The organism is Chryseobacterium oryzae, assembly GCF_022811665.1.
Taxonomy (GTDB): Bacteria; Bacteroidota; Bacteroidia; order Flavobacteriales; family Weeksellaceae; genus Chryseobacterium; species Chryseobacterium oryzae.
In genome coordinates, this window is sequence record NZ_CP094529.1 from 2,484,064 (window position 1) to 2,506,282 (window position 22,219).

Here is a 22,219-nt window from a genome sequence, read left to right on the forward strand (position 1 = left end):
TTTAGTTTTGGTGAATTTATAGATGCTTCAAATTATAAACTTGAACATAATAATTATCTCCAAATTTTCTTTGAATATGTAAATCCTTTATATGAAGATTATAATGTTTATACAGTTTATTTTCAAAATCTAATTCTTTTTTTGGCGTATAAACATCTGGTGTCTCTGAAAGTAAAATTAAATAATCTGCATTAATTTTATCAGCATGATTAAAATACGCTTTCCAGTTGTTATCTTTTCTATATTTGAGAAATAATGCATCATTCAATCCGAAGGTATCATAGCAATCTGCTTTTGAATAATAAGCAATTGCTCCAGCATCCGAAACAAAAATTTTGGAATTAGGATTTTTTGAAAGTGATTTTCCTATCTTAATATGAGCATTTTCCATGCCTTTTGTATACTCAATAATTGAATTCATTTCAAAAAATATTACCCTGAAAAAAGCCATCATAACAATCAAAAAACTTCCTATATAAGCAATTTCAAAAATTTTAATGTATTTTTTTGAAACACTTATTTTATCCAGTTTATTTTCAATGGGAATTAATAAATATGCAAGTAAAGGAAAACTAAACCTATAGCCAGTTCCCATAATTCTTTCCATTCCAAAAGCATAATATACTAAAAAGAAAAGCAGAGGAAAAATGTAAAAATATTTTTTATTTTTCCAAGAATGAAAAATTATTGGAAAAAAAAGAGCAGTAAATAATATAAAGTAAACAAAATCTCCTTTATCTAAACTTACTGCAGATTTAAACATAAAAGGTAAAGGAATTAATTCATTGAAAAAATAGATTTTATAACCTATAAAAAGAGCTAAACTTCCAGCAACAATAAATGCATTTTTCCAAAAAATTTTCTTATTTCTCCACAGACTCAAAGCATAAATGCCTGAAAAAACAATTCCTTCCGGACGAATTAAAAAAATTAAAACAGAGAAAAGAGTTCCTAAATTATTTTTGGAATTCCAATTTTTTAACAAAAGAAATAATACATATATATACAAAATAGTCTCTAAACCATGTTTTGCATTAATTGCCAACAATATAGAAAAAAAAACTCCTCCAAAATATTTAAAAATTATATTGACCCATCTTTGATTACTTATTTCCAAAGGATTTTTAGAGAATGTATACAATAAAACTATTGATAAACAATAATTAACAATATTATAGAAAATGATTGGGCTAATTTTTAGTAAAAAGGGAATTGTTAAAACAATAAACCAAAGAAAACTAGTTTGCCCATCTCCCTGAAAATCAGAGTTTAAGTTATAATATGGTTTAAAATAATCTGCAAAATTTGATGCATATTTAAAAGTAATAAAAGCGTCATCCATTGTATAATTCCATAAGAGGAAAAAGATAAGATTAAAAACTATTAAGAATAATAAAAATCCATTTCTGCTGGAAAAAAGTATGTTATTCTGTGCTATCCTATCCTGTTGTAATGAAACCATAAAGTCAGATTTTAGTTTTAATATATTTTAAAAAAACAGCATAAATCGATTGCAATAATACAAAAAAAACCGCTAAGAAAGCGGTTTTATATTTTAATTTATTACTAATTATTGTCCTTGAGATGCGTCATTAATCATTTTTTCGTTAGCTGTGATAGCAAACTCTACTCTTCTATTTTTAGCTCTTCCTTCTTCAGTATCGTTGCTTGCAACAGGCATAGATTCTCCTTCACCTAAAGCAAACATTCTGCTCGATGCAATACCTTTAGACACCAAATATGCTTTTACTGAATTCGCTCTTCTTTCCGATAATTTTTGGTTATAATCATCTGATCCTTTGCTGTCTGTATGACCATAAATATTGATGTTTGTATCCGGATTATTTACCAAAACCTGAACAAGTTTATCTAAATTAGTTTTCGCTAAAGTGGTAAGATTTGATGAATCGAAAGCAAATGTTACAATACTTTCATTCATAGTGATTTTAATACCGTCACCCACTCTCTCCACTTCTGCTCCAGGTAAAGTTTCTTTAATTTCTTTTGCCTGCTTATCCATTTTGTTACCAATAACGTTACCCGCAACACCTCCGATAACTCCTCCTAAGATTGCACCTAAAGCAGCATTTCTTCCTTTTCCTATATTATTTCCCAAAATCCCTCCAATTACAGCACCAGAAGCTACACCTACTGCAGTACCTCTCTGCTGATTATTTGAATTCTGAACTGCCTCACAGCTTGTTAATAATAAAGCTGAAGATAAAAATAATGCGCTGATATAAGTTTTATTAAATTTCATTATAGTATTTTTTTAATTATCTGGTAAAATCCATACCAGTTCTTTGGAAATTGTAAACCACTTTAATGGTACTACCTTCAAATGGAACATTTTGCTCTAAAGAAAATTCGTCTGTTCCTTTTTCAATAACATTTAAGGTATAACCTGCTGTATTTTGTTTAGCTTTTGTGCCTTCAGCTATTTTCTTAAAGGTGAAAACATTAGATTTAATATCAATCTTGATTGGCTGAATGAGTTTTGGACAAGAACCTCCACCATCTAAAGTATAAGATCCTGAATAATTATTCGGAATAAATCTCCAGTGGCTTCCTATAAAGCATTTAGCATCTGCTCCTTCATCAAAAGGTTTTATTTTATAAGCTTTATCGTAATCGATGCTTACAATCTGCCAATCTCCTTTCATTTTTAGAAATTCTGATCTTTGACTCTGAGCCTCACCTGCTTTTTTAACTCCGGAACAAGACACTGTAAAAAGCGAAGTTCCCACTATGCATGCAAGTAATAGTTTTTTCATAGTTTAATGTTTATTATTAATTTTTTATATCTAATTGAAAAGCAATAGATGCTCAATAATTCAACTTTATAATAAGTAAATTATTTTAACATTTTATATTAGTATAAAAAACCGTGCCAACTAAAGCATATTATTAAAAATAAAGCCTGTATAATTACAGGCTTTATTTATGTTATATATAAAAATATCTGAAAATCATTTTCTTACAGATTTCTTTCCAGATTTACTTTTTATTACATTTTTAGAATTTTGAATTGTAGTTTTTCCATGATAAAAATTATTGTAAGCATATTCAGCTGCTTTTTTCACATCAATTACACCTCCTGCCTGAGATTTATCCTGAAACTCGTTTTCTTTACTGATATTGCTTGTTTTTACCAAAGCTTCAATAATCTGTTCAGGTTTAAGATCCGGCATATATGCTAACAAAACTGCGGCAGCACCTGCGGCAACTGGTGAAGCCATAGATGTTCCCTGTTGGTAGCTGTATTCATTTTTCGGAACGGTAGAATAAATCTCTTCGCCTGGTGCAAATACATTTACCATTTTTTTGTTATAGTTAGAAAAACTTGCTCTTAAATCGTTGCTTCTGTTTGTACTTGCTCCAACAACCATAACATTGTTTACAAATGGCGCAGCATCTGTTACGTTCTTAAAATTGGTTGGATAAGCCAAATGCTCTGCTACATCTTCATTTTCGTTTCCGGCAGCTTTTACAAGAAGTACACCTTTATCCTGAGCATATTTAAAAGCATCCCAAACAACCGTTTTCCCCGGTGATACTGGCTTACCAAAACTCATATTCAAGATTTTTGCTCCATTGTCCACAGCATATCTAATGGCATTGGCAACATCTTTATCTCTCTCATCCCCATTTGGAACTGTTCTAACCGACATAATTTTGGCTATTCTGGAAGCTACACCATACTGAACTTCTTTTCCCTGAGGTAATCCTGCGATAATTCCTGCAACGTGTGTTCCGTGTTCGGCATCCGGACCTTCATAATGATTGTTTCCATATTTTCTTTCGGAATAATCATCATAATTATCTCCAACAATTTCTGCTCTTGGATCATAATCCAAATCATATTGTTTAACCTGAGCACCGTAATGATCGAGTGCCGGCTTAATTTCTTTCGTCATTAAATCTTGTACATCTTGCGGAGATTTACCTTTAAATTCAGGATTTCCAGCTAAATTTTTAAGAATTTCAAGAGCAATAGCATCTTCTTGTTTTGTAGGCGTAATTCCTGCAAGATTTGCCGAAGTTAACGGTTTGCCATTTAGAAGCGAAACCATTGAAGGAATTACTTGGCTAATCATTTCAAACTGTTTAAACTGCTGTCTTCCTTCTACACTTTTTTTATTGAAAATCTCTTTAGACTTCATGTACATCGCAAATTCTTCCGGCATTTTTGCCTGGTTTGCTTTGTTTTTATTAGAATCGCTACCTTCAAAAATAGGTCTGTATTTGGCAACAACTCTTGTTACCTCCATGTTATCGATATCGATATCACCATTTTTTCCTCCAATAAAGTTCCATCCGTGGATATCATCTACATAGCCATTTCCATCGTCATCTTTGCCATTTCCTGGAATTTCGTTGGGATTTGACCAAATATTATTTACCAAACCTGGGTGATCTACCTGAACTCCGCTGTCTAAAACTCCTACTACAACAGTTTTAGGTTTTAATCCTTTAGATTCGAGAAATTTATATGCATTTTCTGTATTTACGCCATATACTTTAGTAGTTGCAAAATCTTTATGATACCAAGTCATTAAATCTTTGTTATCTTTATTTGCAACTTCCTGTGCTGAAGAATAAGCAAAACCTGCTAAAAAAACGGCTGCTAAAAATATCTTTTTCATATTAAATTTTATTTTTTTGAATTTATTTCATCTACTTTCTTCGGACTTCATTTAAAACGAAAGTCTATGAATCTAGAATCTTTTGATTTTTATTATAATTGCTTTATATTTTTAATATAAGTAACAGATTCTGGTCCTTTGTTACAAATAAGGTCTAAAACGGATAAGTCCTTAAGAAAACCCATTTTATCTGAAAATGTCTGATAGTATTCTTCCATATCATAATCTGAAGGATTCTTTGCTGAAAATTTTTCTCGGAAATTACTTTGTTCAGGATTTTTTAGGTACTCGCTGTTCAAAGAGTGTGCCTTATCTGTTTTAAGAATATTCTGAATAATTTCTATGCTTTTGAGATTTAAATCTAGTAAAAATTTATTTTTCTCTTCATAAAGTTTTATGAGTTTATCCTCATAATATTCGAAATAAGGAGAACTTTGGTATGCTGTTTTAATTGACTTCCAATGTAATTTCTGCCAGTCTTCACGATAAGAAACTTTAATATCTTTATATATACGGCTTCCGTTATGATGAATGGGAATGATTAACGATAACTGACCGTTTGCTCCGAAAATGTTGGCTCTGTTTCTATAAGTCTGTTTTGGAAAATTTTCAAACTGCTCAAAAGTTACTTCATTTTCAGGATTCAAAAATTCTGAAAACCAGGAAATCGGTGGTAAATAGAATACCGGTAATAATATATTTTGCATATTTCTTATATAAAAATGAAGTACTTTTTCAAATACTTCATTTCATTTATGTTTATAAATTAATTAAATCTCATCATCTTTTTTCTTCTTACCAAATAATTTCATGAAATATTCCCATCCGAAGAATAAAACTAAAATCATTACAGCAACCCACCAATAAGATGTTTTGTTGGCTTCACCAGTATTTGTTGCTTTAAACATTCTATCCCAACGAATCCTCCAACCATCTGCTTGATATGAAGATTGAGAATCTGTGAAAGCTCCTTCAATACTCATCCAAGTAAACATTGGTTTTCCAACAATATTTTCTTCCGGAACAAAGCCAAAAAATCTAGCATCTAAAGAAGCATCTCTGTTATCACCAATCATCATATAATAATCCTGCTTAATGGTGTATTGGTTAGTTTCTTTTCCGTTGATGAAGATTTTGCCGTTTTTATTCTCTAGAGTATTATGCTCATAATTTTTAATAATCCATTGAAATTCTGGTAAAGTTTCTTGGTTAATAGCAACTACATCTCCTTTTTTAGGAATTCTAAGCGGGCCATATTGATCCTGATTCCAGCCTTTATTGATTGGAAAAATAGAGTTTGTAGTATCAATTTTTGTTTTTTCAGCATTTCTATAAGAAATTCCTCCTTCACCTTTATCCATTATATCTTCATGAGTAGACACTACTTGAGGTAAAGATTTAATTTCATTTAATCTAGAATTTGTAAGCTGCATAAGATATACAATATTCTTAGGATTTATATTGTATTTTTCGTTATTTTTTATAGCAAGAAATTTTTCAGTGTCTAAAACTGCTATTGAAATAAAACCTAATCTTTTATAAAGAGTTGGAACATCAATTTCACTACTTGCCTCAATATAAAATGCATGTTGAATATCCTGATCTCCTAAAACAGTTTCAGGTTTACCATTTACGAACATTCTGCCATCTCTCATCTCAAATGTATCTCCCGCTACAGCAACACATCTCTTTACATAAGGATCTGCTCTGTCTAAAGAAACATGCACAGAATCTCTAGGATAATTGAATACTACAATATCATTTTTCTGAGGTTTGTTGAATTGAAAAATTCTTTCGTAAGGTAATTTTACTGCTTCTACATAAGATTTTCCGTCATTTTTAGGATTTCCATCTTTTTGAAAATCATAAATTGTTCCTTGTAGGAAAGGAATTGCCACGGGACGCATTGGAAGTCTGTATCCATAGCTCCATTTATTTACAAAAAGGAAATCACCCACAAGAAGAGTACGCTCCATTGAACCTGTAGGAATCCCGAAAGGCTGAGTAATGAATGTATGAATAATCGTAGCGAAAACCACAGCAAAAGTGATAGATCCCACAAAAGAATCTTTCTTCTTCGCTTCTTTTTCTTCTTGAGTTAGATAAAGTTCATTTTCGTCTTCTATTTCCACATCTTTGGAATAGTTGACTGTCGCCATATATATAAATGGTAAAATAACCGTAAGTAACTGATCTTTGAAGAGTGTTTTTCCGAACTTCTTCATGAGATACAAATGAAAAACACTCATCATGATAGGTCCTACAATCGGCAAATAAGATAAAATCGCCCACCATTTCGGGTGTTTTGTCTCTTTAAGTATAATGAAATAGTTGTAAAAAGGTATAAATGCGAAAAGCGGACTGTACCCTAGTTTCTTAAACAGCTTCCATGTAGAAATCCCCATTAAAACTGATAAAATGAGGACATAAACTGTATACGTTAAAAAATAATTCATAAATTTTGTACCTAATGTATAATATAAGTAATAAGCTTTGTATCTCGCGAATAAATTTATATTCCAGATCTTTTACTACCAATTAGTTTGCAATGTAAGAATTTTGTTACAAAACTAAAGTCCCAAAACATCTTTCATCGTAAAATTTCCTTTTTTGTCTTTTATCCATTCCGCTGCAACAACAGCTCCCAATGCAAAACCATTTCTATTGAATGCGGTGTGTTTTATTTCGATTTCGTCTACTTCACTTTTATAAAAAACAGAATGCGTTCCCGGAACTTCATCTTCTCTTACTGCAAAAATACCCAACTGATTGCCTAAAGTTTCTTCCAACTTCCACGCATCATAGGTATTTGAATTTTTTATAATTCCTTCAGCCAAAGAGATTGCTGTTCCGCTCGGTGCATCCAGTTTATGAATGTGATGAACTTCCTCTAACTGACAGGTATATTGATTAACGTTTTTCATCAGTCCCGCCAACTTTTCGTTCAACGCAAAAAATAAATTCACCCCCAAACTGAAATTTGAACCATATAAAAATGCAGTTCCGTTTTCTAAAGCAATTCTTTCAATTTCAGGCTTTTTTTCCAACCAGCCGGTTGTTCCGCAAATAACAGGGATTTTATTTTCTAAACATACTTTAATGTTATTAAATGCTACTTCAGGCAAAGAAAACTCAATAACCACATCGGGATGATTAAGATTTTCATGGGTCGGAGTTTCTTTAAGTTTAGCAACAATTTCGTGTCCTCTTTTCAAGGCAATTTCTTCTATAATCTTGCCCATTCTGCCATATCCGACTAATGCTATTTTCATTATTAAATCTAAAGTTTATTTAAAATCTATACGTTAAAGCCAAACCTGTTTTGGGAGGATTGAAATTATAATCATCGTAAATAACTGCAGGTGCCAAACTAAGATCAGGGTCTTTTCTTCCTTCATATAAATGAGCGTCTACAACAGCATCAACAATATTCAAAATATAAATAAGTCCTGAAATTGCAATTGCATAATCCCGCTGTCTTTTGGCTCTATCCTGAGCATTTCCTAAGGCTACAGCATCTAAATAAGGAACCTGAGTTAAAAATTCGTTGGGCGTACCGTTCAGTTTAGCAATATAATACTCTCTGTACTCCTTATATTTGTTCTGGTTCCAGATTGCAATTCCTACGCCCGTTCCTACTGCACCCCAAACGATTGGAATTTTCCAGTATTTTTTATTATAAGCCTGTCCTAATCCTGGAAGTACTGCAGAATACAATCCTGCTTTGGTAGGATTCAGTTTAGTAACCACTTTTTTCGCAGGAGCATTCACTCTCTCTATCTCCTGAATAACTTTAGCAGGAGCTTGCGGTTTTGCAGCAGGAATACTATCTTTTGCATAATGGTCTAATCTTATGCTATCTCTGGGATTGATCTGTGAAAAAAACAACCCAGCTATAAAAACAAAGATAGTGACAAGTATTTTTTGCATTTATTTAATATGAGATAAAATATATTCCAGTTCATCTTCATTCTTAAAATCTAAAACGATTTTACCTTTTTTCCCTGTTCCAGTAGTCTTAATTTCTACTTTTACATCCAGAATATCTGCAATTGTTTTTTGTGCTCTCTTATAATTATTAGACAGTTCGGCTTTGGCTCTTTTTGCTGCCGGAGATTTAGGATTTTTTAATGCGGTAGCTGCTTGTTCAGATTGGCGAACATTCAGTTTCTCTTTAATGATCATTTCAAAAAGAGTTTTTTGATGCTCTTCATTTTCCAGACTGATGATTGCTCTTCCATGACCGGCAGAAATCTCTCCGCTTCGAATAGCGTTCTGAATATCCGGACTCAATCTTAAAAGTCTTATCGAATTGGTAATAGTACTTCTGTCTTTTCCAACTCTTTGGCTTAAATTTTCCTGTGTAAGACCTATTTCTTCTAAAAGTCTATGATAGGTTAAAGCAATTTCGATCGCATCAAGATCTTCACGCTGAATATTTTCTACCAACGCCATTTCCAGAAGCTCCTGATCATTTACCAGCCTGATATAAGCAGGCACAGAAGACAAACCAGCTATTTTACTGGCTCGGAATCTTCTTTCTCCAGAAATAATTTCAAATTTCTCTCCGTCTTTTCTAAGTGTAATTGGCTGAATTACTCCTAAATTTTTTATGGACTGAGCGAGTTCATTTAATGCTTTCTCATCAAAATAAGTTCTGGGCTGTGTGGGATTAGGATAAATGTCTTCAATAGGAACCTCCATAATATTTCCTACAAATTTATCTGCTCCTTCATCGGTTGCTGTGTTTACCGTAGCTTTAGATTCTGCACTCAGAATAGCTCCTAAACCACGCCCCATTGCTCTTTTTTTGTCTTTCATATTGTAAAATGGCAGTCAGCTAATGCATCTTGCTTTTTTTATATTGATAATTTGTTGTAATCAGATAAATTTTAGTTGAAGCAAATCTTAATTATTTACTAATTTCTCGTTTTTCAGCAACACTTCTTCTGCAAGCTGAATGTATTGAATAGCTCCTTTACTTTCAGCATCATAATTCAGAATACTTTCTCCGAAACTTGGTGCTTCACTTAATCTTACATTTCTGCTGATAATTGTTTCGAAAACCATCTCAGGGAAATGAGAATTAACTTCTTCCACCACCTGATTAGAAAGACGCAGACGACTGTCGTACATCGTAAGAAGCAACCCTTCTATATCAAGATCTTTATTATGAATTTTCTGTACGTTTTTAATGGTATTTAAAAGTTTGCCAAGACCCTCCAATGCAAAATATTCGCACTGAATTGGGATGATAACAGAATCTGCAGCTGTTAAGGCATTTACAGTAATTAAACCTAAACTCGGTGCACAATCGATAATGATGAAATCATAATCTTCTCGTACATCTTTCAATGCTTCTTTCAGCATATACTCTCGGTTTTCCTTATCTACCAATTCTATTTCTGCAGCAACCAAATCGATATGAGAAGGAACGATATCCAAATTGGGAGTTGCTGTTTTTTGGATACAGCTTCTGGTATCTACACTATGCTCCAAAAGATTATAGGTAGAATACTGTACTTCTTCCACACCCAAACCAGAAGTAGCATTTGCCTGTGGATCGGCATCAATAATAAGAATTTTCTTTTCTAATACACCCAATGCTGCTGCTAAATTTACGGCAGTTGTGGTCTTTCCCACTCCACCTTTCTGATTAGCGACACCTATAATTTTTGCCATTGCTCAAACTTTAATGCTCAAAAATACACTTTTTTCTTCGCTATTAAAGAATCCCTAAAACCAAAATTGAGTTAAATTGTTGTTAATAAGAATATTACACAATAAAAAAATTATCCACAAAAAAAAATCTTTGTGGATAACTATATATAAAGTTTTATTACTCTTAATTATCAAACTTCATAGAAATCGGGAATTTAAACAAACTTCTCACAGACTCTCCTTTTTTATTTTTTCCAGGAATCCATTTTCCTTTTACTGCCTTAATAGTTCTCACTGCTTCAGCATTAAATCCTGCATCTTTTCCATTCGTTTTAATATTTGAAATTGTACCATCTTTCTCAACAACAAATGTTACCACTGTAGTCATACTTCCTTCTTCTGTAAAAGAAGAAACATCAAACTTGTTGAGTACTTTATTTCTAAAAGAATCAATTCCACCTACAAAATCTGCACTTACCGCTAGAATCCCTGGATTATCCACTGCATCATCACCAGATCCATCTTCCGCTATAACAGTTTTTGGAAGAACAACTGTTCCAGATCCTGAATTTGCAGGTAAAACTATATGTACATTAGGCTCTGCGGGTGGCGAAACGAAATCATTTTTAAAACCAGCAACTGCTTTTGGTGGAATCTCAGTAACAATATCACTTTCATTCGCATCTTTTCCGGGAGTTGGAACCTGACTATTGTATTGCATCACGCTCTTTGGAGGTTGTGGAGCCGTTTGATTTGGAGTTACTGCCGGTGGATCTTCAGGTACATCCGAAATATCAATTGGTGGTGGTAAAACGAAAGTTGGCTCAGTTACTTCAACAGTTTTAAAAGCATTAATTACTATTGGAGTAATTGCAAAAGCAGCCAACAAACTAACACCAATAACGAGTGATTTTGTTAAAATTCGGTCAGATTCGTTTCTCAAAACATACGCACCATACGCTTTATTACGGTTTTGAAATAAAATTTCATTCAGTCGAAACTCTTGATTTTGTTCTAGGTTTTTCATCACATTAACAATTAATAGATTAAGCAAGAATAATTATCAGTTTTCAATCAATTATCCTCATTAAATAAACTAACATCAAAATATTTGCCAATTTTATGATATCTACAAACTAATTTAATAATAATACTAACAAAATGAAAAATTAACTATTCTACACCTAACAAAAATTAAATCTGATGTATAAAAATATATTGACATAGAAATCCCTAGCCCCGATTGAGCGGTTTGTTTAAGCTCTTTTTTACAACTCGGCGATGGAAATCGTCGGGTTGTAAAAAAAGCGAGTAGCGAAAGCGGGAAAAGCTTCAAACAAAAAAAAAGACTATCCTTACGACAGTCTTTTGTGATATTTTGATAAAATTATTATTAAAATAATTCTTTTCTGATGATATTCTGACTTCTTTCAGGACCTACAGAAACAAGGTATACATTAATGCCTAAATATTGCTCTATAAATTCTATATACTTTTGTGCATTGGCAGGAAGTTCATCGTAACTTCGGGCTGTGGTAATATCTTCAGTCCAGCCTGGTAAATCTTCATAAATTGCTTCGTAATCGTACAATTTTGTAGTAGAAGATGTAAAATAGTCAATAATTTTACCATCTTCTGTTTTATATTTCGTAGCGATTTTGATAGTATCAATTCCTGTAAGAACATCTAGTTTTGTGATAACAAGATTATTAATCCCATTAATCATACAAGCATGTTTTAAAGAAACCAAATCTAGCCAGCCAGTTCTACGAGGTCTTCCTGTAGTAGCTCCAAATTCGTGCCCTATCTGTCTGATTTTTTCTCCAAGTTCATTATCTAATTCTGTAGGAAAAGGACCGTTTCCTACTCGTGTGCAGTATGCTTTTGCAACACCAATTAGGTTTTGAAGTGAGGTTGGCGGAACTCCTGCTCCTGTACAAACACCTCCTGTTGAAGGGGAAGAAGATGTTACGTAAGGGTAAGTTCCAAAATCTATATCCAGCATTAAAGCTTGTGCACCTTCAAAAAGAACATTTTTACCTTCATGGATAGCCTCATTAAGTTCCAATTCTGTATCAACAATTCTATCCTGAAGCTGTTTTCCAATTTCTAAAAATTCATTATAAATTTCTTCAACATCCAATGTTGGTTTGTTATAATATTTTTCGAAAAGAGAATTTTTTACCTTAAGATTTTTCTCGATTTTTTCACGAAGAATTTCAGGATTAAGTAAGTCGACCATTCTAATACCAACTCTTGCAATTTTATCTTCATAGCAAGGTCCTATTCCTTTTTTGGTAGTTCCAATTTGTGTACCTCCGAATTCTTCTTCACGATACGTATCCAAAAGAATATGATATGGCATAATAACATGCGCTCTTCTGCTGATGAAAATATGATCTGTCTTAAGACCTTTACTTTCAATCTGGCTAACTTCTTTCATGAAAGCTTTCGGATTCACTACTACACCGTTAGCAATAATACATTTACCTTTACACTGAAGCACTCCAGATGGCAGAAGGTGCAAAACAAACTTTTCATCTCCCACATAAACAGTGTGACCGGCATTGTCACCTCCCTGAAAACGTACTACATAATCTGATTTTGCGGAAAGAACATCTGTTATTTTACCTTTTCCTTCATCTCCATACTGAAGACCTACAACTACGTAAGTTGACATATTTTTACTTTATTTTAGATTCATGCAAAATTAGTTTTAAAAATATTCGTGACCAAATTTGAAGCAATCTAATTTGATATTAGTATGAAACTGATATTCAAATAAATGAATTTAATCTGTCAACAGATAAATTTTCCAATGAATTTGAGGATGAAAAATGGATCATGCTCAAAACCTGAAGATTAGGATTGGATTAGGATTTTAATAAAAACAGGATAGAATAAAATACAATAAAAAAACCTCATACATTTTTGTATGAGGTTTGAAAAAAACTGGCGGCGACCTACTCTCCCGCTTTCGCAGTACCATCGGCGCTAGAGGGCTTAACTTCTGTGTTCGGAATGGGAACAGGTGAGCCCCTCTGCTAAAACCACCCTAAATAAGGTATATAGATTTCAGAGGTTAGATATTAGATTTCAGACTAACTAAAGTCTTGTATCTGATGTCTTATATCTGACATCTTTTTATCGGTAAATTTCATCACAAAGGCAAAACCAGTGTCGCACTTATAAGGCTTGATTTAATGTAAACTTATAGGCTATAAATCTACGGGTAATTAGTACTACTCGGCTATGCTGTTACCAACTTTACACCTGTAGCCTATCAACGTGGTCATCTCCCACGACCCTTAAAAGATGTCTCATCTTGAGGCGAGTTTCGCACTTATATGCTTTCAGTGCTTATCTCTTCCAAACATAGCTACTCAGCGGTGCACCTGGCGGTACAACTGATACACCAGAGGTTTGTTCAAATCGGTCCTCTCGTACTAGATTCAAGCCCTCTCAAACATCTAACGCCCGCAATAGATAGAGACCGAACTGTCTCACGACGTTCTGAACCCAGCTCGCGTGCCACTTTAATGGGCGAACAGCCCAACCCTTGGGACCTTCTCCAGCCCCAGGATGTGACGAGCCGACATCGAGGTGCCGAACCTCCCCGTCGATGTGAGCTCTTGGGGGAGACTAGCCTGTTATCCCCGGAGTACCTTTTATCCTATGAGCGATGGCCCTTCCATACGGAACCACCGGATCACTATGTCCTGCTTTCGCACCTGATCGACTTGTTGGTCTCACAGTCAAGCACCCTTATGCCATTACACTCTACGCACGGTTACCAAGCGTGCTGAGGGTACCTTTGAAAGCCTCCGTTACTCTTTTGGAGGCGACCACCCCAGTCAAACTACCCACCACGCAATGTCCTTCTAAAAGAAGTTAGGCTCCAAGTAAGTAAAGGGTGGTATTTCAACGTTGGCTCCACAAACACTAGCGTGCCTGCTTCAAAGCCTCCCACCTATCCTACACATTACTTACTCAAAGTCAATACGAAGTTATAGTAAAGGTTCACAGGGTCTTTTCGTCCCATTGCGGGTAATCGGCATCTTCACCGATACTACAATTTCACCGAGCTCGTGGCTGAGACAGTGCCCAGATCGTTACACCATTCGTGCAGGTCGGAACTTACCCGACAAGGAATTTCGCTACCTTAGGACCGTTATAGTTACGGCCGCCGTTTACTGGGGCTTCAGTCAAACGCTTCGCTTACGCTAACGCCCTTCCTTAACCTTCCAGCACCGGGCAGGTGTCAGACCCTATACAGCATCTTTCGATTTAGCAGAGTCCTGTGTTTTTGATAAACAGTCGCCTGGGCCTCTTCACTGCGGCCACCATTGCTGATGGCGTCTCTTCTTCCGAAGTTACGAGACTATTTTGCCTAGTTCCTTAGCCACGACTCACTCGAGCACCTTAGGATTCTCTCCTCGACTACCTGTGTCGGTTTTGGTACGGGTTGCTTCACTTCGGCTTTTCTTGGAAGCACTTTCCCTACAGCAACTTCGCCCGAAGGCTAGGTCTTGACTATTCCGTCAGTCTTCAGTAAGTACGGCACTCCGTCCCCTTTTTAGTGTGAGCAAGTATGGGAATATTAACCCATTGTCCATCCACTTCCCCTTTCGGGTGCGCGTTAGGTCCCGACTAACCCTCAGCTGATTAGCATGGCTGAGGAAACCTTAGTCTTTCGGTGAGGGGGTTTCTCGCCCCCTTTATCGTTACTTATGCCTACATTTTCTTTTCTGTCCGCTCCACAATACCTCACGATACTGCTTCGGCGCAAACAGAATGCTCCCCTACCAGATATAATAAATTATAAATCCATAGCTTCGGTAATATGCTTATGCCCGATTATTATCCATGCCGAACCGCTCGACTAGTGAGCTGTTACGCACTCTTTAAATGAATGGCTGCTTCCAAGCCAACATCCTAGCTGTCAATGCAGTTCAACCGCGTTGCTTCAACTTAGCATATATTTGGGGACCTTAGCTGTTGGTCTGGGTTCTTTCCCTCTCGGACATGGACCTTAGCACCCATGCCCTCACTGCCGCAGAACATTTATTAGCATTCGGAGTTTGTCAGGAATTGGTAGGCGATGAAACCCCCGCATCCAATCAGTAGCTCTACCTCTAATAAACTCATTTGCGACGCTGCACCTAAATGCATTTCGGGGAGTACGAGCTATCTCCCAGTTTGATTGGCCTTTCACCCCTACCCACAGGTCATCCGAAGACTTTTCAACGTCAACCGGTTCGGTCCTCCACTTTGTGTTACCAAAGCTTCAACCTGCCCATGGGTAGATCACAAGGTTTCGCGTCTAATCCTACTAACTCAGCGCCCTATTCAGACTCGCTTTCGCTCCGGCTCCGGACCTGAAGTCCTTAACCTCGCTAGTAAAATTAACTCGTAGGCTCATTATGCAAAAGGCACGCCGTCACACCCTATTGGTGCTCCGACCGCTTGTAGGCGTACGGTTTCAGGTTCTATTTCACCCTTCTATTCGAAGTGCTTTTCACCTTTCCTTCACAGTACTTGTTCACTATCGGTCTTTCAGGAGTATTTAGCCTTGGAGGATGGTCCCCCCATATTCAGACAGGATTTCACGTGTCCCGCCATACTCATTTATCATCTATATATACCTTTCGAATACCGGGCTATCACCGTCTACGGCCGCACTTTCCAGTACGTTCTTCTAAATATATAAAGACTTTTGGGCTAATCCGCTTTCGCTCGCCACTACTTACGGAATCTCTTCGATTTCTTTTCCTCCGGGTACTTAGATGTTTCAGTTCTCCGGGTTTGCTCCTCTTACGAGGTAATACATCTTCAATGTATTGGGTTGCCCCATTCGGACATCTCGGGATCTATTCGTGTGTGCCAATCCCCCGAGCTTTTCGCAGCTTACCACGTCCTTCGTCGCCTCTGAAAGCCTAGGCATCCGCCATACGCCCTTAACGATTTCTTTCCTATTTTTAGGTTACTCAAGCACTTATAAGTGCTCGGTTTTCTCTTTGTGATGTCTTTACCGTTAATGTCAATGATCTTATTTTCTTGTACTTAAATAATCAAGTAAAATGTTCTAATGACGGCTCCGTCACTATGTAGTATACATTTCCTTTTATTACCCTCATACATTATACTCTGTACTTTCGTACTTCGTACAATCCGTGGAGAATAAGGGAGTCGAACCCTTGACCTCCTGCGTGCAAGGCAGGCGCTCTAGCCAGCTGAGCTAATTCCCCGCTAGTAGACTTCAGATGTCAGATTACAGACTTTAGACTTTTTTGTCTGATGTCTCTTATCTGATGTCTTCCCGTCTTTTCAATTAGTAGTCTCGGGCAGGCTCGAACTGCCGACCTCTACATTATCAGTGTAGCGCTCTAACCAGCTGAGCTACGAGACTTCATTTAGATTTGAGATAATAGATTTCAGATACAAGACCATTAAGTCTATCTTCTTTTATCTACCATCTTTTGTCTCTCTCCCTATACTAATTTCTAGTGGGTTTTGTATTTTATAATTGATAATCGATGTTGGATGAGTGATTAAGCATCTCTGCTATTATTAATCAATGATCTTTCATCATTTATCTTTTATATATGACAACCAAATAAAAACTAAAGCTTGAACTTTAAGTAAGTTTTTTTTGTACTTGCGTACTTGTTTGTTTAACGTTCTTCAACGCTCTAAAATGAGATGTTCCAGCCGCACCTTCCGGTACGGCTACCTTGTTACGACTTAGCCCTAGTTACCTGTTTTACCCTAGGCAGCTCCTTTTACGGTCACCGACTTCAGGTACCCCAGACTTCCATGGCTTGACGGGCGGTGTGTACAAGGCCCGGGAACGTATTCACCGCGCCATGGCTGATGCGCGATTACTAGCGATTCCAGCTTCATAGAGTCGAGTTGCAGACTCCAATCCGAACTGAGACCGGCTTTCGAGATTCGCATCCAATCACTTGGTAGCTGCCCTCTGTACCGGCCATTGTATTACGTGTGTGGCCCAAGGCGTAAGGGCCGTGATGATTTGACGTCATCCCCACCTTCCTCTCTACTTGCGTAGGCAGTCTCACTAGAGTCCCCAACTGAATGATGGCAACTAGTGACAGGGGTTGCGCTCGTTGCAGGACTTAACCTAACACCTCACGGCACGAGCTGACGACAACCATGCAGCACCTTGAAAATTGTCCGAAGAAAAGTCTATTTCTAAACCTGTCAATTCCCATTTAAGCCTTGGTAAGGTTCCTCGCGTATCATCGAATTAAACCACATAATCCACCGCTTGTGCGGGCCCCCGTCAATTCCTTTGAGTTTCATTCTTGCGAACGTACTCCCCAGGTGGCTAACTTATCACTTTCGCTTAGTCTCTGAACCATAAAGCCCAAAAACGAGTTAGCATCGTTTACGGCGTGGACTACCAGGGTATCTAATCCTGTTCGCTCCCCACGCTTTCGTCCATCAGCGTCAGTTAAAACATAGTGACCTGCCTTCGCAATTGGTGTTCTAAGTAATATCTATGCATTTCACCGCTACACTACTTATTCCAGCCACTTCTACTTTACTCAAGACCTGCAGTATCAATGGCAGTTTCACAGTTAAGCTGTGAGATTTCACCACTGACTTACAGATCCGCCTACGGACCCTTTAAACCCAATAAATCCGGATAACGCTTGCACCCTCCGTATTACCGCGGCTGCTGGCACGGAGTTAGCCGGTGCTTATTCGTACAGTACCTTCAGCTATTTACACGTAAATAGGTTTATCCCTGTACAAAAGAAGTTTACAACCCATAGGGCAGTCGTCCTTCACGCGGGATGGCTGGATCAGGCTCCCACCCATTGTCCAATATTCCTCACTGCTGCCTCCCGTAGGAGTCTGGTCCGTGTCTCAGTACCAGTGTGGGGGATCACCCTCTCAGGCCCCCTAAAGATCATCGACTTGGTGAGCCGTTACCTCACCAACTATCTAATCTTGCGCGTGCCCATCTCTATCCACCGGAGTTTTCAATATCAAATGATGCCATCTAATATATTATGGGGTATTAATCTTCCTTTCGAAAGGCTATCCCCCTGATAAAGGCAGGTTGCACACGTGTTCCGCACCCGTACGCCGCTCTCTCATTTCCGAAGAAACAATACCGCTCGGCTTGCATGTGTTAGGCCTCCCGCTAGCGTTCATCCTGAGCCAGGATCAAACTCTCCATTGTATGTTTGTCTGACTCACTCAAAGTTTTTTAACGCTTTAGTTTTTCCTTACTTGGTTGTTATATTGTATGTCAATGATCTTTTTTTCTTCCGCTTTTTAACGTAGCAATCTCTCTGTCAGTGTCGCTCCGTATTTGCGAGTGCAAAAGTAATAACTTATTTTTTAATGACCAAATGTTTTTGAAGAAAATTTAAAGTTTTTTTTAATTAACCCTAACTCCCAAACACCCCTATCAATAACGCTCCTGCTCTCCCCTAATCGGGACTGCAAAGATAATAACTATTTTTAAAACCACAATCCCTTTTTTAAAAAAAATTAAAGTTTTTTTCGTTACCTCTTTTAAAGCTATTTATCAATTACTCTCCTGCGCTACCTACTTAACTTCCGTTTTTCGGTGCCGCAAAGATAGATATTCATACAAACACAAAACAAATTAATTTAACATAAAATTTACCATTACGTAACACTAAACCCATAACAGCATGGAGATCAGTTACTATTTTTTTAAACAAATGTTTGCTTTTTTTATCTGAAAGCGAGAATTCGATCATCATTTGCACAAATAAATGTCCCAAAATAAAGGTAAGCACATAAAAATACCTCCCGAAAGGAGGTAAAGATAAGCTATAAAAAGAAGTTGATTAATATTCAAACAAAATACTTCCCCAAGTAAAGCCACTACCAAAAGCGGATAGTAAAACTAAATCTCCTCTTTTAATTTTCCCTTTTTCAATCGCTTCACTTAGCGCTATCGGGATAGATGCTGCAGTTGTATTACCGTATTTTTGAATATTGTTATATATTTTTTCATCCGGAAGTCCAAATTTCTGCTGTACAAACTGTGCAATTCGGAGATTTGCCTGATGTGGAATAAACATATCCAAATCTTCTATTGTTTTACCTGCCTTAGATAATGCTTCCTGCATGGTTTCCGGAAATCGTGTTACAGCATTCTTGAAAACAAAATTCCCATTCATAATAGGATATACTTCTTTATTGGTAACATTTTCTGGTTCTTTTCTCATCCTGTCGCTCCAGCCAAATTTGGAACCCGGAAACTGCGTACAGAGTTCGTCTGCATATTTCCCTTCAGAATGCATGTTCATTGCCAAAATATCTCCTGCATTTTCATCTTCGGTTGCAGAAAGAACTACTGCTCCTGCTCCGTCACCGAAAATAACAGAAACCCCTCGTCCTTCATCCGAAAAATCTAACCCAAATGAATGAATTTCAGCTCCCACAACAAGAATATTTCTGTATGCACCAGATTTTATGAATGCATTGGCAACACTCATCGCATATATAAATCCGGAGCACTGATTTCTTACATCTAAAGCTCCAATAGTATCACAGCCTAACATTTCCTGAAGTAAAACTCCACATCCAGGAAAGTAGTAATCCGGAGAAAGCGTTGCAAAAATAATGTAATCTATATCTTTTGAACTTAAACCTGCATCTTGAAGTGCTTTTTCGGAAGCTTTAAATCCTAAATATGCAGAAGTTTCGTGAGAATCATTTCGGTTGAGACGGTGTCTTCTTTCTTTAATGCCGGTACGCTCTGTAATCCATTCGTCATTGGTCGTCATTAATTTTGCTAAATCATCATTGGTAACAACATGATCCGGGACATGAAATCCTATTCCTTTTATTGTACTTTTAATCATATAGTTTGTTTAATTTTGGCAAATATAAAACTTATTGAATACATACTATTTTAAAATATCAGTATTTTTACTTTATGCCGATTAATACATTTTACAGAGATTCTAACTGCGAATGGATAGACGTAGAAGCTCCTACTGCAGAAGACATGCAGTTTCTACATGAAAGATACCAAATTAATAATCTTCTTCTGGAAGATACCATGGATCCTAACCACCTCCCCAAATATGAGGAAGATGGTGAGGTGAAATTTTTTCTCCTGCGTGAAAGTACTGAACTGGAACGGAAAAACCTGAATACAATAAGCGATATCAGCACAAAAATAGGAATCTTCATTCTTGAAAAAACGATTATCACCATCCACAGAATGAAAACAAAAAGTATTTCTGAAACCAAAAAAAGTCTTTCTGCCAATAATGAATTTTATTCTCCCGATAAAATAGCTCTGAAAATAAGTCTGCTCATTATGAAAAGCTTTGATGATGAATCTCTGAGCCTATTTGAAACAATGGATAATATCGAAAATGAAATTTTCCTGAAAAATACCAACCATACCAACGAAATCCGAAGACTTTACCGACTGAAAAGAAAATCTGGTCTCAACTCCCGTGTAATGACTATTTCTATTGATGCTATTGATAAATTTAAGCTGCTTGATATTCAGGATGCAGAATTTGTAGATTTAAAGGATAAGCACAAAGATGTTTTAACAGATTTCGATCATCTTAATGCCCAAATTACCAACTTAATTTCTATGTTTTTAGCCCTTTCGGATCAGAAAGCCAATCAGGTAATGAAAGTTTTGGCAATTTATTCTGTATATTTTTTACCCATCACCTTTATCGCAGGTTTATACGGAATGAATTTTGACAATATGCCTGAACTCCACACCAAATCTGGCTACTATATTACTTTAGGCATCATGCTCGCCATTGTAGTAATAACTTTTATATACGCAAGAAGAAAACAATGGTAAAAAGAAAACCGTTTCAAAAGAAACGGTTCTTAAATATTTAGGTAATCTGAATTTCTGATTTATTCTTTTTTGAAGGCAAATTCATTAAAATAATTGCCATGAGGATTAAAAGAATTCCGATCCACTGAATTAAAATTACTTTTTCATTTAACAGAAAAAATGCCATCGTTACGGAAACCGGGAGTTCTAAAGACGAAATTATACTTCCCAAGCCTAAACCTGTTTTGGGAAATCCCAAGTTGAATAAAATGGGCGGGATTATGGTTCCAAATAGTGCCAATACAAAACCGTAACTCCAAAAAATAGATGTATTAAATGGCTTTATGTGTGCTGTATTGTCTGTAAAATTTAAATAAAATGATTTTAGTGCATCAAAATGCATAGGACCTATCTGAGCAAAAAACAAAAATACAAGTATAATAACAGAGCCACCACTCAGCATAATAATACTTTTTCTGAGTACCGGAAGATGCGTAGCTATGGTATTGGAAGTAAACATGGTTGCTGTAAATGATGCCGCCGCCAATAAACCCCAAAATATCCCTCTCCAGTCGAGCGTTACCTCCAAATGAATTAAATTAGTTGCTAAAACAGTTCCGCATAAAACAATAATGGTTGCCAATATTTTTCTTGCGTTGGGAAATTTTTTCACCAAAAAGCTTTCTACTACAACACTGAACCAAACCGACTGCATTAAAAGGACAATTGCAACCGAAACAGCAATATACTGAACTGAAATATAATAAAACAAACTCGTACATCCCAACGAAGTTCCTGCAAGAACCAAACCTCTCGTTTCTTTTGCAGTGGGTGATGAAAGTTTCTTTTTAGAAGTTATTGTCTGAATAAAATTCAAAATTAAAAGTCCTACTAATCCTAAAACAAACTGCGATGTAGTAACTTCTGCTGTTGTATAACCATCTTTATAAGACATTTTAACGAAAGTTGCCAACATCCCATAAACGCTGGCTCCTAATGCCACAAACAAAATTCCTTTTACAATGTTCTTCTTCATAATTTTTTTTAAAAGCCGGCAAATATACAATAAATAATATTGTTATTT

General features: G+C 36.2%; 15 protein-coding genes, 2 tRNA genes and 3 rRNA genes. 1 reads left to right on the top strand and 19 read right to left on the bottom strand.

Going from position 1 to position 22,219, the window contains the following annotated elements; all coding sequences use genetic code 11:
- Window positions 1-16 precede the first annotated feature (16 nt).
- The 18 genes from MTP08_RS11270 to MTP08_RS11355 form a co-directional block, all read right to left on the bottom strand.
- Window positions 17-1,462: a hypothetical protein gene (locus MTP08_RS11270; protein ID WP_243576038.1), complete on the bottom strand. Its 1,446-nt coding sequence runs from the start codon at window positions 1,460-1,462 to the stop codon at window positions 17-19.
- 108 nt (window positions 1,463-1,570) lie between these two features.
- A complete protein-coding gene (locus MTP08_RS11275) occupies window positions 1,571-2,260 on the bottom strand; it encodes an OmpA family protein (protein WP_243576039.1) in 690 nt (229 codons plus the stop codon).
- 16 nt (window positions 2,261-2,276) lie between these two features.
- Entirely contained in the window at window positions 2,277-2,774 is a 498-nt protein-coding gene (locus MTP08_RS11280) for a lipocalin family protein (RefSeq protein WP_243576040.1), read from the bottom strand.
- Window positions 2,775-2,969: 195 nt separating this feature from the next.
- On the bottom strand, window positions 2,970-4,646 hold the full coding sequence (locus MTP08_RS11285) for a S8 family serine peptidase (RefSeq protein ID WP_243576041.1): 1,677 nt from the start codon (window positions 4,644-4,646) through the stop codon (window positions 2,970-2,972).
- Window positions 4,647-4,738: 92 nt separating this feature from the next.
- Complete coding sequence (locus tag MTP08_RS11290; RefSeq protein ID WP_243576042.1) at window positions 4,739-5,353, bottom strand: WbqC family protein; 615 nt, start codon at window positions 5,351-5,353, stop codon at window positions 4,739-4,741.
- 63 nt (window positions 5,354-5,416) lie between these two features.
- The gene (gene lepB, locus MTP08_RS11295; RefSeq protein WP_243576043.1) at window positions 5,417-7,102 is read right to left on the bottom strand and encodes a signal peptidase I; all 1,686 of its coding nucleotides are present in this window, start codon (window positions 7,100-7,102) and stop codon (window positions 5,417-5,419) included.
- Between the two features lie 114 nt (window positions 7,103-7,216).
- A complete protein-coding gene (gene dapB / locus MTP08_RS11300) occupies window positions 7,217-7,918 on the bottom strand; it encodes a 4-hydroxy-tetrahydrodipicolinate reductase (RefSeq protein ID WP_243576044.1) in 702 nt (233 codons plus the stop codon).
- A 19-nt stretch (window positions 7,919-7,937) separates the two neighbouring features.
- A complete protein-coding gene (locus MTP08_RS11305) occupies window positions 7,938-8,576 on the bottom strand; it encodes a DUF5683 domain-containing protein (RefSeq protein ID WP_243576045.1) in 639 nt (212 codons plus the stop codon).
- A complete protein-coding gene (locus MTP08_RS11310; protein ID WP_209389814.1) occupies window positions 8,577-9,467 on the bottom strand; it encodes a ParB/RepB/Spo0J family partition protein in 891 nt (296 codons plus the stop codon). It lies immediately after the preceding gene.
- An 87-nt stretch (window positions 9,468-9,554) separates the two neighbouring features.
- A complete protein-coding gene (locus tag MTP08_RS11315; RefSeq protein ID WP_243576046.1) occupies window positions 9,555-10,328 on the bottom strand; it encodes a ParA family protein in 774 nt (257 codons plus the stop codon).
- Window positions 10,329-10,491: 163 nt separating this feature from the next.
- The gene (locus MTP08_RS11320) at window positions 10,492-11,334 is read right to left on the bottom strand and encodes an energy transducer TonB (RefSeq protein WP_243576047.1); all 843 of its coding nucleotides are present in this window, start codon (window positions 11,332-11,334) and stop codon (window positions 10,492-10,494) included.
- A gap of 366 nt (window positions 11,335-11,700) precedes the next feature.
- Entirely contained in the window at window positions 11,701-12,987 is a 1,287-nt protein-coding gene (locus MTP08_RS11325; RefSeq protein WP_243576048.1) for an adenylosuccinate synthase, read from the bottom strand.
- Between the two features lie 270 nt (window positions 12,988-13,257).
- Window positions 13,258-13,365, bottom strand: a 5S ribosomal RNA gene (gene rrf / locus MTP08_RS11330).
- A gap of 158 nt (window positions 13,366-13,523) precedes the next feature.
- A 23S ribosomal RNA gene (locus MTP08_RS11335) occupies window positions 13,524-16,278 on the bottom strand.
- A gap of 203 nt (window positions 16,279-16,481) precedes the next feature.
- A tRNA-Ala gene (locus MTP08_RS11340) sits at window positions 16,482-16,555 on the bottom strand.
- A gap of 87 nt (window positions 16,556-16,642) precedes the next feature.
- Window positions 16,643-16,716 (bottom strand) — tRNA-Ile (locus MTP08_RS11345).
- Between the two features lie 286 nt (window positions 16,717-17,002).
- A 16S ribosomal RNA gene (locus MTP08_RS11350) occupies window positions 17,003-18,519 on the bottom strand.
- The 16S, 23S and 5S rRNA genes sit together here with 2 tRNA genes alongside, the layout of an rRNA operon.
- 640 nt (window positions 18,520-19,159) lie before the next feature.
- Window positions 19,160-20,182: a 3-oxoacyl-ACP synthase III family protein gene (locus MTP08_RS11355; RefSeq protein ID WP_243576049.1), complete on the bottom strand. Its 1,023-nt coding sequence runs from the start codon at window positions 20,180-20,182 to the stop codon at window positions 19,160-19,162.
- Window positions 20,183-20,256: 74 nt separating this feature from the next.
- On the opposite strand from MTP08_RS11355, the gene MTP08_RS11360 reads away from it, so the two are divergent.
- Entirely contained in the window at window positions 20,257-21,156 is a 900-nt protein-coding gene (locus MTP08_RS11360) for a magnesium transporter CorA family protein (RefSeq protein WP_243576050.1), read from the top strand.
- A 37-nt stretch (window positions 21,157-21,193) separates the two neighbouring features.
- Here the strand turns inward: MTP08_RS11360 and MTP08_RS11365 are convergent, their stop codons facing one another.
- Window positions 21,194-22,174, bottom strand: coding sequence for an EamA family transporter (locus tag MTP08_RS11365; RefSeq protein ID WP_243577755.1), 981 nt, complete (start codon window positions 22,172-22,174; stop codon window positions 21,194-21,196).
- Between the last annotated feature and the right edge of the window lie 45 nt (window positions 22,175-22,219).